Genomic DNA, 16144 nt, shown 5'->3' on the forward strand with positions numbered 1-16144 from the left:
GGTGTGGTGGTCGGTCGGGTTGCGGTCGAGCGTCATCCGGCCGACGTCGATCAGCGGGTAGTCGCCGTGCGGCCACACCTTCGTCAGGTCGAACGGGTTGATGCGGTAGGTCTTGGCGTCGTCGAACGGCATGACCTGCACCTTCAGCGTCCAGCTCGGGTGGTCGCCGCGCTCGATCGACTCGTACAGGTCGCGCGTGTGGTAGTCGGTGTCGGCCGAGGCCATCTGGTCGGCTTCGTCCTGGGTGAAGCACTCGATGCCCTGGTCGGTCTTGAAGTGGTACTTCACCCAGAAGCGGTCGCCTGCGGCGTTGACCCACATGTAGGTGTGCGAGCTGTAGCCGTTCATGTGGCGCCAGGTGCGCGGGATGCCGCGGTCGCCCATCAGCCACGTCACCTGGTGCGCCGACTCCGGCGACAGCGTCCAGAAGTCCCACTGCATGTCGTGGTCGCGCAGGTTGTTGTCGGCCCGGCGCTTCTGCGAGCGGATGAAGTGCTGGAACTTCAGCGGATCTCGGATGAAGAAGACCGGCGTGTTGTTGCCGACCATGTCGTAGTTGCCTTCGCTGGTGTAGAACTTCACCGCGAAGCCGCGCGGATCGCGCCAGGTGTCGGGGCTGCCGCGCTCGCCGGCGACGGTGGAGAACCGGACCAGCAGGTCGGTCCGCACACCCGGCTGGAACAGGGCCGCCTTGGTGAACGCGCTGACGTCGCCGGTCGTCTCGAACCGCCCGAACGCGCCGCTGCCCTTGGCGTGCGGCTGCCGTTCGGGAACGCGCTCGCGGTTGAACTGCGCCATCTGTTCGATGAGGTAGTTGTCGTGCAGCAGGATCGGGCCGTCGGGACCGACGGTCAGGGAGTGCTCGTCGCTTTCGACGGGGATCCCCGCGTCGGTGGTGGTGGGTTCGGGACGGATCTGCGTCACGGTGCTCCTTTGTCACGACGACGACCACGGAAACCCGGGTACTGGTGTACCCGGCCCCTGGGCGGTACCCGATTTCGCCGAGCGTCAATCCCGGTGCTGCGCCGGCGGCGACCTCCTGGGCGTACTGGCGGACCGTCTTGCTCTCGGAGCGGACCGCGAGGCCGCCGGTGACGTCGCCGCTGGCCCGGTTCTGCGACGTACAGGGTGTGGAGAGTTTCCGCTGGGCCTGAATTGCCGGCGCGGCGCAGAATCCGTCCAGGCCGGGTGATGCGGATGACCGCGCCGCCCCCACTGTCGGCGCAAATGCCGTCACCCGGGTGGCGCAGTGTTTACGCTGGATTGCTTAATCCGTTGTACGACGGTCAATTATGTGATTTCCGCGTGGTAGCCTTTCTAATCTGTGGGGGATTTCGTTCGTGGAGGGTATTCGTGGTGAAACGGTGGTTCCTCGTCTTCGTGGCGGCTGCACTGGGGATGGCCGGGCTCAGCTCGCCGGCGTCGGCGGCTGCGCCCACCGGGTGCACCACCTCCATCCAGTGGGTGCAACAGGGGAGCAACTACTGGGACGGCCTCGGCAGCGTGCAGTGCACCAGCGGGCGCTACAAGGCGAAAGAGATCTGCATCAACAACCAGACCGGGAGCGGGTACGTCCTCTACGGCACCCAGGTCGTGAACGCCCCGGCGACAGCCACCGTGCTGTGCTACACGGGGAACTCGGCGCGGGCCGTGTATGCGGTGACCGATCCGCCCGATGCCGGGGTCACCGGTTGCGTCGGCTGGAGCGAATGGGTCAGCCAGGGCAGCAACCTCTTCTGGGGCCGCGGTCAGGCCCAGTGCGACACCGGTCGTTACCGGGCCAAGGTCCTCTGCCGGAACGAGCAAAGCGGCGACTACTACATTCTCTTCGGCTACCAGACCGTGACCGCGCCGGCGGCGGTGTCGCTCACGTGCAACACCGGGAACACCGCGCAGACTGTGCAGGCCGTCGCCGATCCGCCCGCCACCGGCTTGGCCGGTTGCATGACCTGGAGCGCGTGGATCGTCCAGGGCAGCAGTCTCTACTACGGCCGTGGCAGCGCGCAGTGCGACAGCGGTCGCTTCCAGGCGCGCCTCGCCTGCCACAACGTCCAGACCGGCCAGGACTACGTGGTGTACGGGCCGGTCGTCACCGGGCCCGCGACGTCGGTCGGGGAGTGCCAGTACGGCAACAGCGTCACCGCCGTGACCGCGCAAGCGGCCTGACCCGAGGGCGACCGGAGTCCGGCCCGACCGGCGCCTGATCGCCGGCGGCCTGGGGACAGGCGTCAACCGCGGTTCCCCAGGCCGCCTGTTCTCGCAGTCAGGCGTTTGTTCTCAGCAGAAGTACTGCCCGAGCACATAGCCGACATACGGCGAAGTAATGTGCCACCAGGTGCCCCCGCCGGAGTCGTGCTCGACCGTCTGGCCGTAGTACACCAGCCTTCCGGTCGGTGCACCTCCTTCGGTGTAGCGCACGTCGACGGTGTTGGCCCCGCAGAGCCAGCGCGTGGTTTGCGCCGTGGCGTTCGCCGTGGCCTGCGTGGTGAGGCCGGTACCCAGGACGGCGATTATCGTGAACGCGCCGGCGGCCAACTTGCGCATCATCTTCCTCCGCGTCGGTTGGGAATAATCAGGGGGTGTGCATCTTTCTGCCGGAATCCGACCTCGGCGACTCTAGACGATTTGTGTCGCGCTCGGTGCGGCTGGTCGAGATAACCGTCGAAGGGCGCAACGCTGCCCTCATGATCGGAACCTTTTGTCGGGTGACTGATGCACAGGTCGGGGGAATGGTTACGCCGATCGGTGAATCGATGGTTAGGTTGTGTGGCGTTCCGTCGTCTCGTCGATCCGCCAGTACTTTTGTCTTGATTTCCGCGGCATCGAAGGCATGTTTTCCATGAATGTAAAGCGTCCGGATGGAGACCGGGGATAGGCCTTTCGGTGTGTTGTGCTCGGTGCTGCGCGAGTTGTACCGCACGGCTGCGACCGGAGACCGGGAACACCGGGCTGGTGACCGTGGTGTGCCCTGCGGGCCGGACGGACGTCCTGCTGCTGGCGACCCTGCGATCGGAGACACGTCGCATGATCGGAGGTGACGACCGGTATCACCAGATGGCCCGCTCGGCGCAGTACTTGCCGGCCACGGCGCGCACCATCCGGCTGGCTCGTGATCTCGACCAGGACGAACGGCGGGCGGCCCGCCGCCGGCAGGCCGACTCGCGGATCGCCGCCGCGCTCGCCGACCGCACCGGTGCCGGGCTGGCCGAGCACCTGGCCGCCGCACCCGAGGTGCTCGTCCACTGGCGCGCGGGCCGGGACGGCGAGCACGAGGTGGGTGCCGCACTGGTCTCCGCAGCGGTCGACTGCCACCGTGCGGGCTATTCCTCTCCGGTGGCGCGCGGGGTGCTGGAGGCGTTGTACCCGGCCTACCTCGAACCGCGCTTGCGCCACCGCCTGCGCCGGCCGAATCTCCGGACGCGACGTGGCGGGCGTTGCTCGACGGCGACGAAACGGATCCCTGGACGTTTCAGGTCGCGCTGACGGCCTTGCGTGAGGGCCGCAGCGAAGCCGCGGAGGTGATCCGGCACGCGATCCGCAGCGGCAACCCGGCCGCACTGCTCGCTTCCGGTTACGCGCAGTTCATCGCCGGTCGTACGACCGGCGACGACCGGCTGCTCGACCGCGCCATCGCGACGTGGACGACCGCCGCCGAGGACGGTGACCCGCACGCGATGCACAACCTCGGCCTCACCTACACCGAACTCGGCCGGCACGAGGACGCCGAGCGCTGGTGGCACTCCTCGGCACAGGCCGGGTTCGGACCGGCGATGACGGAGATGGGTGTGCTGCACGTCAAGCGCGGCGACGTCGCCGAGGCACGCCGATGGTGGACCGAGGCCGCCGAGCGCGGCGAGGCCGACGCCATGTTCCAACTCGCCATCCTCGCCTACCAGCACCACAACCTGGCCGCCGCCGAGACCTGGTGCGTGCGCGCGGGGGACGCGCGCTGTACAACTACGCCGACCTCGCCAGGCAGCGCGGCGACCACGCCATCGCCGAAGACCGTTACCGCGTCGGGGGTCGTTGCCGCGCTGGGACAGAGGCTGATCGTCGCTCCCGGCGGCGACTCCGGGCAGAGCCGGTGGCATCCGGGGTGTCCGGTTCCGCTGCGGTTGCCGCGCCTGCGGCGTGACCGGTTGCCGGCACGGGGCTCCTGACCGGCGTGAACCCTCGGTGTGCGTGCGTGCGCAGAAGGTAACTAAGCTGTTCGGAGTAGTCCGAGGAGGTTGGTGTGGTTCCCGCCCGTCGCTGGCTGGTCGTGGCGGCCGTGTGTGCCGTCGTTCTGGTGGCCGTGTACTTCCTCGCGGTCTGGACGGTGCCCGGCCAGGCGCTGGAAAACGCCGCGCTGCGCGGAGCGGACGAGGCCGCTGCCCGCGACCAGGCCGTCGCCGACGACAACCTGGGCCGGATCACCGTCTACTCGCTGGCCGTCGCGGTCGTCCTGACCGGGCTCGTCGGGTTGCTGCGCCGGCGGGCCGATCTCGCCTTCGCGGCCGTGGGTGTGATCGTGGCCGGCCAAGTCGTGACGCAGGTGCTCAAGCGGTTCGTGCTGCCCCGGCCGGCCCTGGTGCCGCTGACCGGGCACTACGCCGAAAACAGCCTGCCCAGCGGGCACACCACGATCGCGATGACGGTCCTGTTCGCCGCGCTGCTCGTGGTGCCCTACCGCTGGCGCGGCGTCACGCTCTTCTTCCTCCTCTCGTGGGCCGTCGGCATCGGCGCCTACACCGTGACGGCGAAGTGGCACCGGCTGTCCGACACCCTGGCCGCGGACGCGATCGCGCTCGGGCTCGCCTGCGTGGCTTCGTGGTGGCTGGCGCGCCGGGGGATCGTGCGCCGTCACGACGGACCGCGCCGGGTCCCGCGTGTGCTCGTCGTGACGATCGCGGCGCTCGGCGGACTGGTCTTCTTCGCCCTGGGCTCCCTCCTGATCGGGGCGGCGCTGGCCGGCGAGGGCTACGCGGAAACCGTGCGCGGCAACGCCTGGGTCGTCTACCTGGCCGCGACCTCGTTCGCCTCCGCCGGCTCCATCGCCGCGGCGCTGGTGTTCCTGGCGACCTGGCGACGGCGGGAGATCGCGTGAACCCCGCCCTGCTGCCGCTCGCCGCGGCCGTCTTCTGCTTCGGCGTCTTCCTGGTCAGCTTCCTGCTCGAACGGCGCCGGCTGCGCAACGGCTTCTACCTGTTCTTCGCGCTCGCCTTCCTCGGCTTGACGCTGATCGCGCTGCTGGCGTCGATCTCGCCGGAAGCCGCCGCGATCGTCGCGGTCGGCCTGCTCGCGCTGATCCCGCTGACCATCGTGGTGCTCGCGGTGTTCCTGATCGGCAACGGCGTGACGATGCTGCGCCGTGAAGGCCGCCGGCCGGCCAACCTGCTGTCACTGGCGGCCGGGGTGGGGATCGTCGCGCTGATCGCCTTCGACTTCGTGGTCGGGCAGCTCGGCTGGGCGCCGCTGGAGGCGGTGCGCGACAGCATCGACGGGATCGTCGCCTACCTGTCGTTCCTGTTCGTCTGCTTCCTGTTGTATTCGCTGGTCTACGGCCGGATCCGCGGCCGCCGCGCGCTCGACTTCGTGGTGGTGCTCGGGTCCGGCCTGCTCGGCGGGAAGAACGTGCCGCCGCTGCTGGCCGGCCGGCTCGAACGCGGGCGGCGGGTGCTGGTCGCCGAGGACCGCAAGGGCCGGTCGCCGCTGCTGGTCACCTCGGGTGGGCAGGGGCCGGGGGAGGAGTTGCCCGAGTCGCACGCGATGGCCGACTACCTCGTCGGGCGGGGCGTGCCGCGCGAGCGGATCGTCCGGGAGGACCGGTCGCGGACGACCCGGGAAAATCTCGCCTTCAGCGCCGCCCTCATGCGCGAGCGGAACCCGCACTACCGCTGCGTCGTCGTCACGAACAACTTCCACGTGCTGCGCGCGGCCTTGCTCGCCCGCAAGGTCAAGGTGAACGGCCAGGTGATCGGCGCGCCCACGGCCTGGTACTTCTGGCCGAGCGCCACGCTGCGGGAGTTCGCCGCCATCCTCGTCGACCACCGCGTCCTGAACGGGATCATCTGCGCGGCCATCGTCGCCGCGAGCGTGCTGAAGGCCGTTTGATCCGCGTGACGCCTACGGGGTCTTGAGGGTGCCGCCGTCGACGGTCCAGTTGGAGCCCGCCGCGCTCGGCATCGTCGGCGACGCCAGGAGGAGCACCGCCCGGGCGATCTCCGCGGGCTCGATCAGCTTGCCGGTCACCATTCCCGACTGTGCGGGCATGGCCGCGAGCACCGTCTCGTGGTCCAGGCCCATGCTCGCCGACAGCTTCCCGATGTAGCCGTCCGGGCTCGTCAGGATCGCGGTCCGGGTCGCGCCGGGCGTGACGACGTTGACCCGGACACCCGTCTCCCCGACCTTGTCCGCCAGCCCACGGGAGAACGCGTTCAGCGCGGCCTTGGCCGCGGCGTAGGACAGCGGCACCGCGCGGGGGTCGCGCGCGGAACTCGAGCTGATGTTCACGATCGCACCCCGCGCCCGCGACAGGGCCGGCAACGCGGCCCGGGTCATCTCCACGGCGGCGCCGAGGTTGAGCGCGAGGACGTCGCCCCACGCCGCGCGGGAACCGCCGATCGGGTCGGCGAGGTCGGCGTCGGTCGCGTCGCCACCGCCGGCGTTGTTGACGAGCACGTCGAGGCGGGGGTCGTCCGCGAGCACGGTGTCGAGCACCCGCTGTGGCGCGGTCGCGTCGAGCAGGTCGGCGGACACGAACGTCGCGCCGGTGGCTTCGAGCTCGGGAGTGCTCTTGCGCGAGACGGCGACGACCGTGGCGCCTTCGGCGGCGAACGCCTCGACCGTCGCCAGCCCGATGCCCCTGCTGGCCCCGGTCACCAGGACGCGCTTGCCCGCGAGATCCAGATCCATGGTGGTTCTCCTCCTGTGTCTTAGTTGGCACTCTAAATGCTACACGGCAGTATCATTTAAGCGAGGAATCTAGACCAACTAGACTCGGATGTAAACTGACGTGGGACGTCATCAGACGAGCCGAGGTGGAGAGAGGAGTTCCGCGTGAGCGCAGCCGCCGGATCGCGGCCCTTGCGGGCGGACGCGGAGCGCAGCACCGCGCGGATCCTGGCCGCCGCCGAGGAGGTGCTCGCCGTCGACGCGAACGCGACGCTGGAACGGATCGCCGACGCCGCGGGGCTCGCGCGCGCCACCGTCCACCGCCGGTTCTCCTCTCGCAAGGCGCTGCTGGAGGCGCTGACCGGCGTGCTCAACGAGCGTTACGTGTGCGGGCTGGAGCAGGCGCGAGTGGCGACGGCGCCCCCCATCGCGGCGCTGTACCGGCTGACCGAGCTGCTCTTCGAGCTCAAGGCAGGCAACCGGGCGATCATGGAGCTCACCGCGGACCCGGCGACCAAGATGACACCCATGAGCCCCGAGGTCACGGCCGGGCTCGAACTGCTGTTCCGGCGGCTGCGCGAAGCCGGCGAAATCACCGCCACCGACCCGGCCTGGTGCTGCGCTGTGTACCTGGCCATCGTCCACGAGGCGGCCCAGCTGCCGACCAGCTCACCGATGCTGGGCGACGCGGCGGGCGAGGTGGGCGCACGGGCCGACCTGACTTACCGGACCGTATTGGGCGCACTGGGTGGCAGCCGGCCGCACGGGTGAGCCTGCGGCAGCGAGGGTGGCGGTGTCCTTCTGCGTGCTCGCCGGTCGATCGCCGATTCCTCGGTCAGGCTTCGGGAATGGGGCGGTCGTAGAAGTCTCCGCGCGGCTCGTCCGGATCGGGACCCGTTCGCATTCCGGTGTCGAGCGCGTCGATCCGTTCCATGTCGGCGTCGTCCAGGGTGAAGTCGAAGACGTTCAGGTTCTGGGCGATGCGCTCGGGGTTCGTCGACTTCGGAATGACGGAGCGGCCGTGCTGGATGCCCCACCGCAGCATGACCTGCGCGGGTGACTTCGCGTGCTTTTGCGCGATCTCACCGATGACCGGGTCCTGCATCACGTTGCGGCGGTCTTCGCGCCACGGGCCGGGGTAGAAGGTGATGCCACCGATCGGTGACCACGCCTGGGTGAGGATGCCGCGCTCGGCGCCGGCGGCCTGGACGTCGGGCTGCTGGAAGTACGGGTGCAACTCGATCTGGTTCACGGCCGGGACGACGCCGGCCTCGGCGAGCAGGAGGTCGAGGTGACGGCGGGTGAAGTTGCTCACCCCGATCGCGCGCACGCGGCCGTCCGCGAGCAGCTTCTCCAGCGCCTGGTAGGCGCCGATCGTGCGCTCGAACCGGTCCGGCACCGGCTGGTGGAGGATGAACAGGTCGAGGTACTCGACCCCCAGCTTCGCGGTCGATTTTTCGAACGCGTGCAGGGTCTGCTCGAAGCCGAAGTCGCTCGGGAAGACCTTGGTCTCCACGAACACCTCGTCGCGCGGGAGGGCGGCTCGGCGAAGTCCTTCCCCGACCTCCTTCTCGTTGAAGTAGGCGGCTGCCGTGTCGATGTGGCGATAGCCCAGCTCCAGCGCCGTCGCCACCGCCGCGGCGGTCTCCTCGGGCGCGCTCTGGTAGACACCCAGGCCCAGTGCGGGGAGGGTGACGCCGTTGTTCAGGGTGATCGTGTCCATGGCTCCATCAGATCACCGCGAGCGGGGTGGCGGGAGTTGCTGCTTCTCGGGGTACTGGCGCTACCCCCCAGGTGCGGGCGGGTCCGCGTAGCGTGGTCACATGGACCTGAGGACCGAAATCTCGGAGTTCTTGCGCAGCCGCCGCGCGCGGCTCACCCCGGAGCGGGCCGGCCTGGGTGCCGGCCCCGGCCGTCGTGTCCCCGGGCTCCGCCGCGAAGAGGTGGCGGTCCTGGCTTCCATCTCCGTCGACTGGTACGTACGCATCGAGCGCGGGAACCTCGCCGGCGTATCCGACGAGGTACTGGATGCCCTCTCGGCCGCGCTGCAGCTGGACGAAGCCGAAGCCGCTCATCTCGCCGATCTCGCTCGCGCCGCTCGCAGCTCGTCCCGCCGTCCGGCCGGCGCCGGCCGCAAAGCCACTCTCCGGCCCGGTCTGCAGATCATGATCGACTCGATGCAGGGGCTGCCGGCCTGGGCCCGCAACCACCGCTTCGAGATCGTCGCCACCAATGCGCTGGCTCGCGCGCTCTACGCCGATCTGCTGCGCAGCCGGATCGCGGCCGGCAACAACGCGCGATTCACCTTCCTGGACCCCATCGCCCAGGACTTCTACGTGGACTGGGAAAAGACGGCCGACGACGTTGTCGCCGTCCTGCGCGGGTACGTCGGTGCCAACCCCTCCGATCGGCGCCTGTCGAACCTGGTCGGCGAACTCGCAACCCGCAGCCCCGACTTCGCCAGGCGCTGGGCCGCCTACGACGTGAAGTACCACCGCACCGGCCGCAAGACCCTCCACCACCAGGTCGTGGGAGATCTCGACCTCGGCTTCGAAGCTCTCGCTCTGCCCGAGAGCTCGACCCTCGGCTTGTTCGTCTACTACCCCGCCGACGAATCCACCCGCGAGCGGCTGCAACTGCTCGAAAGCTGGGCCGCGACCGAAGAACGAGACCAGCGACCCGCCGGAGAAGGCGCGACGGACGTCGGCCGACTCGCCGCCCGCGATGGTGATCGTGGTTGACCGTCGGGGTGGTTCGAACCAGGCGTCGGCCCTGCGCGAACAGTCTCCCGGTCGTCATGACCGGTGATCAGGTCGGCCGTGTCCCGGGTGGGCCGATCGATGCGTCCGCGGGCGGGCTGGGCGGCTGAATCGCCACACCGAGGAGGACAGCCCCGGGCACCGCGACCCGTGCCGCCGCGCCCATCCGGTAGGCGAAGTCGACGGGGCAGAGGAGATCGTCGCCGCCCCAGACGATCAGACCGTCAGCGAGCGGCTTCTCCTCGCCGGGGGCGGACGTCGGTTCGGACGTATTCGCGGAACGTCGTCGGTGGCCGCCCGATCAACCGGGTCAGACCGTCGGCGTCCGCCGGGCGGCTCGGTCCCTGCCTGCTCACCTGGAGCGCGACCGCCGTGATGTGCCCGGCCATGTCCGGGTTGACGACTCCGGCATGCTCCGATGTGGACAGTTCGACGATCTCGCGGCGCCAGTCGTCCGCGGAAACCGGCTCGAAGCGGACCGGCCTGCGCAGCTCCTCGGTGAGGATGGTCGCGATGTCGGTGTGGCTGAGTTCCTCGGCGCCTGCGGCGTAGTGGATCGGGCCGGTGAACCGCTCCGGGTGCAGGAGCGCGGCGACGGCGAGCTCGCCGGCGTCACGGCCGTTGATCCAGGCGACCGTGGCGTCGCCGAAACAGTTGCGGATGACACCGTCGTCGTCGATCGACCTGCCGTGCAGGGCCGGGATGTTTTCGTGGAACGCCGCCGCGACGCGCAGGACGAGCAGGTCCAGCCCGGCCCACTGCAGGACTTCTTCGGCGAGCCACTGGTCACGTCCCCGGTCGCTGAGGTGGCCGGGGTGGGCGGGGCCCATGGACATCACGATCGTGCGCGGTGCGGTACCGGCCTCGCGGACCGCGGCGGCGTAGTTCGCCGCGGCCGGGATGACGCCCGCGTCGATGGGGTAGGTGAAGTAGACCTGTTCGATCCCGTCGAGCGCGGGCACGATGGTGCGCCGGTCGTGGAGATCGCCGATCACGACTTCGGCCCCGAGCGCGGTGAGGGCGGTGGTGCGGTCGCTGCGGGTACGGGCGAGCACGCGGACGTCGTGGCCTTCTTCGCGCAGCCGGCGCACCAGGTAGGCGCCGGTGCCGCCGTGCCGGCCCGTGGCGCCGGTGACGAGGATCGGGGATGAGGTCGTCATAGCGTCCTTTGTGGTCACAGCCGGCCGTCCGCGGGCACGAAGTTGGGGCCGCTGGTGTCGAAGGAGGTTTTGTTCTCGAGGACGAACTGCTCGACGGACAGGGGCGCGCGGCCGCCGATCCGCTCGACGATGTCGTTGGTGCCGGAGAAGATGCCGTTGCGGTAGTCGATGGCGACGTTGCCGAGGTGCTGGACGAGGTGTGCGGGCAAGCCGCGTGCGGTCATGGCGGTGGCGAATTCCTCGACGGTGATGGGTTCGTAGTGCACGGGGATGCCGAGCGTGGCGGCGATGGCGCGGGCGATGTCGTGGTGGTCCTGCTCGACCGGGCCGTGCAGGGGGTAGACGGCGCGATCGTGTGGCTCGGGGTCGAGCAGCAGGGCGGCGATCACGCGAGCCTGGTCGGCCGAGGCGATCGGCGCGTGGCGGCCGTCGCCGAACGGCAGCCGCAGGTACCCCTCGCCGTCGCGCCGCTCCCACCAGGTGGTGAGCCACTCGGCGAAGAAGGTCGGCCGCAGGTGGGCGGTGAGCAGGCCGGTGCGGTCCAGCAGGCGTTCGCACAGCCAGTGCTGCTGGGCGGCGTGGCTGCCGGCGTCGGGCCGGGCGGAGATCTGGGACATGTTGACCACCGACCGGACTCCCGCGTCGATGGCCGCCTGGGCGAAGTAGGCGGTGGCCTCGACCAGGCCCTCGCGGATCGGGTGGCAGAAGTAGGCGCTCGTGACGCCCCGCATCGCCGTGGTCACGGCGTCGAGGTCGTGCAGGTCGGCCACGACGACCTCGGCCCCGGCCGCGGCGAGGGCGCGGGAACGGTCGTCGTCGCGGTGGGCCAGCGCGCGGACCCGGTGCCCGTCCGCCAGCAGCAGCCTGGCCGCGCCACCGCCGGTCTTTCCGGTCGCGCCGGTCACCAGGAACAGCCTGTCGTCGATCATGGTGTCACCTTTCGCAAGTGTCGGTTTCGAGGCGCCGGATGGTGCGCACGAACAGGTGCGGCAGTCCTCGCGCGGACGCCGGATCAGGATCGCGCCGAGGTCCGCGTCGACGAACAACTCGGGCAGCGACGAGGTGGCCGGCCACCGGCCGCAGTCCTGGACGATCCGCACGATGTCGGCGGGTTGTCGCCGAATTCCACGGCGAGGTCGCTGAGGCCCACCAAAATGGTCGGCTCGGTGCCGAGGCGACCCTCGTCGAACCGCCGAAGCACGTAGCGGCGGGTCGGGAAGACCAGGCCGGCGACCGTCCGGTGTGCTTCGGTGAAGTGTGCGGCGGGCCGGCTGCCCAGGACGTCGGGCGCGTAGTCGAGCCGGCGCATCCCGTACCCGGCGAAGTAGAGGGCGTGCAGTTCATCCCAGCGAGTGTGCTCATCACGGGGCGAGAAGGACGCTCGCGGCGTAGCACGCTCTCGCAGGCCATTGTGGTCCTCGATGGACACCAGGCCGGGGGTGTAGACGTCGCGAGCCGGGCCCGCACCTTCCTGGCCATCCGCCACCGGTCGAGACCGCCGGCGGCCTCGAGGGCCAGGCCGGCCAGATTCGGCAGCGTCATCTCAGGCCGTGGCCTTGTCGCCGACCAGGGTGCCCTTCATGAGCCAGTTCGGCCCCTCGGCGTAGGTGGCGGCCTCGGTGAAGAACGCCCCGAAGTACGGACCGCCCGCGTGGGCGTTGAACGCCTCGACATCCGCGTAGACCTCGTTGAGGTAGAAGAGGTTCGGGTCCGCCTCGTCGGCGATCACCTCGAAACGGTGCGAGCCGGGCTCGTTGGCCAGCGAGTCGCGGCCGGTCTTGGCGGCGAGCCGGACGAAGTCGTCACGGTGCTCGGGCCGAACGGTGAAGGAAACCAGGAACTGGTACACGGGGACACCTCCTCGGCGTAGTTCATTGACTGAACTAGACTGTAGCACCGTACAGTTCAATGAGTGAACTGGCTCGGGGTAGGGTGGTGACATGGCTCTTCCCAGCACCTACGCGGACCGCAACTGCTCGGTGGCCCGTGCACTGGAGGTCCTCGGCGAACGGTGGACACTGCTCATCGTCCGGGACGCGTTCTACGGCGTCCGCCGGTTCGGGGACTTCGCCACCCAGCTGGGCATCCCGCGCGCCGTCCTGACCAGCCGGCTCAAACTGCTCGTGCGGGAGGGCGTGCTGGTCCGCGACGACGAGGCCAGGCCGGTCGAGTACCGGCTGACCGGCAAGGGTGTCGAACTGTGGCCGATCCTGCGGGCGATGATGGCCTGGGGCGACGCCCACTACTCGCCGGCCGGCGAGAAGCGCACCTTGCGCCACGACCGTGACGGCGGCCTGCTCGACCACGAGGGGCGCTGCCGCGAGTGCGGCGAAAGCGTGGCGGTCCCGGAGACCCGCATCGAGCCGGGCCCGGGCTTCGAGCCGGCGAACCCCAACCCCGACCCCGTGTCCGCGCTGCTCAACACGCCACGACGCCTTCTTGAGCCGCTCTCGGCCTCGGCCACCCCGCGGTCCGACGACGGCTACCGCTGAAGACGCCGCCACGCCACTCCGCCGGGACGCTGTCCACCTGGCCGACCTCCCCGTACGCCAGCGGCTGCGCCTCGAGGTCACCGACCGGCGCAGCGTCGATGAGGCCATCGCGGAGACACCGGTCTACCTGCTTCAGCCGTTCAGGAAGTGCTCGAGGGGGAGGGTGGCGGCACCGCGTGTTGCGGCGTCCGGGCCGAGGCTGCACAGGTCGATCGTTGTCGTGGCGAACGCGTGCTTCAGCGAGTGGCGGCGGGCCGCGTCGCGGATGGCGTCGAGATTGCGCTCGCCGAGGAGCAAGCCGGCCCAGCCACCGAGGACGACGCGGGCGGGGTTGAGCAGATTGATCAGCCCGCCGAGGCCCGCGCCGAGGTAGCGGTGAGTCTCCGCCAGGACCCCGGTTCCCTGGTCGTCGTGGACGATGGCGGCGAGGGCCGGTTCCAGGTCGGCGTCTTCCGGGATGGTCCCGCCCGCTTCGCGGAAGCGGTCGAGGATCGCCTCGGCGCCGACGTAGGCCTCGAGGCAGCCTTTGCTGCCGCACCGGCAAGGACGGCCGCCCGCGACGAGGACGGTGTGCCCGAACTCGCCCCCGTCCGGCCGGGTGCCGTGGGTGGTGGGGCCGCCGGGAATGAGGCAGGCTCCCAGGTCCGAGCCCAGCCAGGCGACCACCGTGCCGGGCGTTTCCCGGCCGCTGCCGAACCACAGCTCGGCCCTTCCCGTGGCGCCGGCGTGACTGTCGAAATGCAGCGGCAAGCCGGTTTCCCTGCCCAGCAGCTTCTCCAGGAGAACCGGGTCCCAGCCGAGGTTCTCCGTTCGCCGGACGCTGCCGGGCACGCTCACCCCGACTCCGAGGACCGCGTCGAGGGCAACGGCGCTCTTCGCCAGCACGGTGGTCAAGCCCGCGAGAATTCGCGAAGCGACCGTTTCCGGACCGTGCCGGCGGAGGTCGATGAGCCGGTCGGCGGTGGCGAGCTCGGTCATCGCCAGGTCGAACAGTCCGATCCGGACCCTCGTTTCGCCGACGTCCACCCCGGCCGCGAAGCGGTAACCGGGGACGATGTGCAACAGCTTTCGCGGCCGGCCGCCGTCGGAGTCCAGTGAGCCGTCCTCGGTCACCACGCCTTCGCCGACCAGTTCGCGCACCACTTTGCCGACCGAGGCCGCGCTCAGCCCGGTGGCCGCTCCCAGAGCCTGGCGACTGGCCGGAGCACTGAAGTACAGCGAGCGCAGCAACAGCGAGCGGTTGTCCCGGCCGAGAGCGCCCACGGTGCCCGGCTGGCGCTGCGTCATGGCTTGGACTCTCCCGGTAACCACTTCTTCCACGGCGTGAACGAAGGCGGTTCACACCCTTGACTCTTGTTGGTCACACGAGTTAAATCAAGGCGCGAATTAAGCTGTGTCCTGAGTCACAGAGACCCTTCGTGGCTCGTCCACGCACCCCGAGGACTTCAGATGCGAATGAGAACCACCGCGTCAGCGCTCGTCCTGGCGCTGGCCGCCGCCACCACCGCCGCCTGTGGCGGCGGGGACTCCACGTCGGCCGACGGCCCCAAGGAACTCACCTACTGGGCCTCCAACCAGGGCACGAGCCTCGACAACGACAAAGCGGTCCTGCAGCCCGAACTCGACAAGTTCGAGAAGGCCACCGGCGTCAAGGTCAAGCTGGAGGTCGTCCCCTGGTCGGATCTGCTCAACCGGATCCTGGCTGCCACGACCTCCGGCCAGGGGCCCGACGTCCTCAACATCGGCAACACGTGGTCGGCCTCGCTCCAGGCGACCGGCGCTTTCCTGCCGTTCGACGACACCAACCTCGAGAAGGTGGGCGGCAAGTCCCGGTTCCTCGGACCTTCGCTGGCCGCGACCGGCGCGAGCGGCCAGCCCCCCGTGGGCGTTCCGCTCTACGGCCAGGCCTACGGCCTCTACTACAACAAGAAGCTGTTCTCCGACGCCGGTATCACCGCGCCCCCGGCGACGTGGGAAGAGCTCGTCGCGGACGGCAAGAAGCTGACCGACCCGCAGAAGGGGCAGTGGGGGCTGTCGCTGCAGGCGGGCCAGGTGACGGAGAACAGCCACCACGCCGCGATCCTCGGCGCTCAGCACGGGGCGAACTTCTTTTCCCCGGACGGCAAGCCGCAGCTGGCGTCGGACCCGGCGGTCGCGGCCGTCCAGCAGTACGTCGACCTCATGCAGAAGGACAAGATCGTCAACCCGTCGAACGCCGAGTACGCCGACACCGCCAAGTCCCTCAAGGACCTGGCGGACGGCAAGGCCGCGATGTTCATGAACCAGGCGTCCGCCGGTTCGTTCAAGAACATCGGGGCGGACCTGGCCAACATCGGCGTCGCGCCGATCCCGCTGCCGGCCAGCCCGCCCACGAACAGCCGGAAGGTCACCAGCTTCGTCGCGGGGATCAACCTGGCGGTCTTCAAGTCCACCAAGAACCAGCAAGCCGCACTGGATTTCGTCAAGTTCATGGTGTCGGCGCCCGAGCAGGCACAGCTGAACAAGACCTACGGCTCGCTGCCCACCGTCCAGGACGCCTACGGTGACCCGGCTTTCCAGACCGAGGACGTCAAGGTGTTCCAGTCCGTCCTGAGCACCACCGCCGAACCCATGCCGCAGGTTCCCCAGGAGTCGCAGTTCGAGACGCTGATCGGCACCGCCATGAAGACGATGTTCGCCGACGTCGCGGCGGGCCGGACGGTCGAGGCAAGCAAGATCAAGGACCAGCTTGCCCAAGCCGACCAGCAGATCGCGGCCGGGAGCTGACCCGGGATGACGACCGCTGTGCGGGGGGCTCCGGCCGCGGAGGCGGCCGGAGCCCCCCCGCCCCGAAGCCCCCGGCGCACCCGCCGCCCGCCCG

General features: G+C 69.8%; 18 protein-coding genes. 9 read left to right on the forward strand and 9 right to left on the reverse strand.

What is annotated here, in order from left to right:
* Nucleotides 1-924, reverse strand: a 924-nt coding sequence (locus tag ABZX11_RS47345) for a catalase (protein WP_354925583.1), incomplete at its 3' end; no start/stop codon positions are given.
* Between the two features lie 429 nt (nucleotides 925-1353).
* Between ABZX11_RS47345 and ABZX11_RS47350 the strand changes: the two genes are divergently transcribed.
* Complete coding sequence (locus ABZX11_RS47350) at nucleotides 1354-2166, forward strand: hypothetical protein (RefSeq protein ID WP_354925586.1); 813 nt, start codon at nucleotides 1354-1356, stop codon at nucleotides 2164-2166.
* Between the two features lie 111 nt (nucleotides 2167-2277).
* On the opposite strand, the gene ABZX11_RS47355 is transcribed toward ABZX11_RS47350, so the two are convergent.
* Complete coding sequence (locus ABZX11_RS47355) at nucleotides 2278-2547, reverse strand: hypothetical protein (protein WP_176170647.1); 270 nt, start codon at nucleotides 2545-2547, stop codon at nucleotides 2278-2280.
* 477 nt (nucleotides 2548-3024) lie between these two features.
* Between ABZX11_RS47355 and ABZX11_RS47360 the strand changes: the two genes are divergently transcribed.
* From ABZX11_RS47360 to ABZX11_RS47375, 4 genes are all read left to right on the forward strand, one after another.
* Nucleotides 3025-3483, forward strand: a complete 459-nt coding sequence (locus ABZX11_RS47360) for a hypothetical protein (RefSeq protein WP_354925589.1) — start codon at nucleotides 3025-3027, stop codon at nucleotides 3481-3483.
* Nucleotides 3435-4160 carry a tetratricopeptide repeat protein gene (locus ABZX11_RS47365; RefSeq protein WP_354925592.1) on the forward strand — a complete coding sequence of 242 codons (726 nt, stop codon included), beginning with the start codon at nucleotides 3435-3437 and terminating at the stop codon, nucleotides 4158-4160. Before ABZX11_RS47360 ends, ABZX11_RS47365 begins: the two co-directional genes overlap by 49 nt.
* 74 nt (nucleotides 4161-4234) lie before the next feature.
* A complete protein-coding gene (locus tag ABZX11_RS47370) occupies nucleotides 4235-5086 on the forward strand; it encodes a phosphatase PAP2 family protein (RefSeq protein ID WP_354925595.1) in 852 nt (283 codons plus the stop codon).
* Nucleotides 5083-6093 (forward strand): YdcF family protein, encoded by a 1011-nt coding sequence (locus ABZX11_RS47375; protein ID WP_354925598.1) that lies wholly within the window; start codon nucleotides 5083-5085, stop codon nucleotides 6091-6093. The genes ABZX11_RS47370 and ABZX11_RS47375 overlap by 4 nt, the downstream gene beginning before the upstream one ends.
* Before the next feature lie 12 nt (nucleotides 6094-6105).
* On the opposite strand, the gene ABZX11_RS47380 is transcribed toward ABZX11_RS47375, so the two are convergent.
* Entirely contained in the window at nucleotides 6106-6894 is a 789-nt protein-coding gene (locus tag ABZX11_RS47380; RefSeq protein ID WP_354925601.1) for an SDR family NAD(P)-dependent oxidoreductase, read from the reverse strand.
* Between the two features lie 144 nt (nucleotides 6895-7038).
* On the opposite strand from ABZX11_RS47380, the gene ABZX11_RS47385 reads away from it, so the two are divergent.
* Nucleotides 7039-7644, forward strand: a complete 606-nt coding sequence (locus tag ABZX11_RS47385; RefSeq protein WP_354925604.1) for a helix-turn-helix domain-containing protein — start codon at nucleotides 7039-7041, stop codon at nucleotides 7642-7644.
* Between the two features lie 64 nt (nucleotides 7645-7708).
* Here the strand turns inward: ABZX11_RS47385 and ABZX11_RS47390 are convergent, their stop codons facing one another.
* On the reverse strand, nucleotides 7709-8596 hold the full coding sequence (locus tag ABZX11_RS47390) for an aldo/keto reductase (RefSeq protein ID WP_354925607.1): 888 nt from the start codon (nucleotides 8594-8596) through the stop codon (nucleotides 7709-7711).
* A gap of 130 nt (nucleotides 8597-8726) precedes the next feature.
* Here ABZX11_RS47390 and ABZX11_RS47395 point away from each other — a divergent pair, with 130 nt between their 5' ends.
* Nucleotides 8727-9614 carry a helix-turn-helix transcriptional regulator gene (locus ABZX11_RS47395; protein ID WP_354925610.1) on the forward strand — a complete coding sequence of 296 codons (888 nt, stop codon included), beginning with the start codon at nucleotides 8727-8729 and terminating at the stop codon, nucleotides 9612-9614.
* Nucleotides 9615-9856: 242 nt separating this feature from the next.
* Here ABZX11_RS47395 and ABZX11_RS47400 read toward each other — a convergent pair whose 3' ends face one another.
* From ABZX11_RS47400 to ABZX11_RS47415, 4 genes are all read right to left on the reverse strand, one after another.
* Nucleotides 9857-10792 carry an NmrA family NAD(P)-binding protein gene (locus ABZX11_RS47400; RefSeq protein WP_354925613.1) on the reverse strand — a complete coding sequence of 312 codons (936 nt, stop codon included), beginning with the start codon at nucleotides 10790-10792 and terminating at the stop codon, nucleotides 9857-9859.
* A 14-nt stretch (nucleotides 10793-10806) separates the two neighbouring features.
* A complete protein-coding gene (locus tag ABZX11_RS47405) occupies nucleotides 10807-11721 on the reverse strand; it encodes an NAD(P)H-binding protein (RefSeq protein WP_354925616.1) in 915 nt (304 codons plus the stop codon).
* A gap of 83 nt (nucleotides 11722-11804) precedes the next feature.
* Nucleotides 11805-12221 carry a hypothetical protein gene (locus ABZX11_RS47410; protein WP_354925619.1) on the reverse strand — a complete coding sequence of 139 codons (417 nt, stop codon included), beginning with the start codon at nucleotides 12219-12221 and terminating at the stop codon, nucleotides 11805-11807.
* A 114-nt stretch (nucleotides 12222-12335) separates the two neighbouring features.
* Nucleotides 12336-12641 carry a putative quinol monooxygenase gene (locus ABZX11_RS47415; RefSeq protein WP_217709556.1) on the reverse strand — a complete coding sequence of 102 codons (306 nt, stop codon included), beginning with the start codon at nucleotides 12639-12641 and terminating at the stop codon, nucleotides 12336-12338.
* 91 nt (nucleotides 12642-12732) lie between these two features.
* On the opposite strand from ABZX11_RS47415, the gene ABZX11_RS47420 reads away from it, so the two are divergent.
* Complete coding sequence (locus tag ABZX11_RS47420; RefSeq protein WP_176170636.1) at nucleotides 12733-13284, forward strand: helix-turn-helix domain-containing protein; 552 nt, start codon at nucleotides 12733-12735, stop codon at nucleotides 13282-13284.
* 132 nt (nucleotides 13285-13416) lie between these two features.
* Here the strand turns inward: ABZX11_RS47420 and ABZX11_RS47425 are convergent, their stop codons facing one another.
* Nucleotides 13417-14571: an ROK family protein gene (locus tag ABZX11_RS47425; protein WP_354925624.1), complete on the reverse strand. Its 1155-nt coding sequence runs from the start codon at nucleotides 14569-14571 to the stop codon at nucleotides 13417-13419.
* 162 nt (nucleotides 14572-14733) lie between these two features.
* Between ABZX11_RS47425 and ABZX11_RS47430 the strand changes: the two genes are divergently transcribed.
* Nucleotides 14734-16050, forward strand: a complete 1317-nt coding sequence (locus ABZX11_RS47430; protein ID WP_354925627.1) for a sugar ABC transporter substrate-binding protein — start codon at nucleotides 14734-14736, stop codon at nucleotides 16048-16050.
* Nucleotides 16051-16144: the final 94 nt, after the last annotated feature.

This window comes from Amycolatopsis sp. NPDC004169, assembly GCF_040610315.1.
Lineage (GTDB): Bacteria > Actinomycetota > Actinomycetes > Mycobacteriales > Pseudonocardiaceae > Amycolatopsis.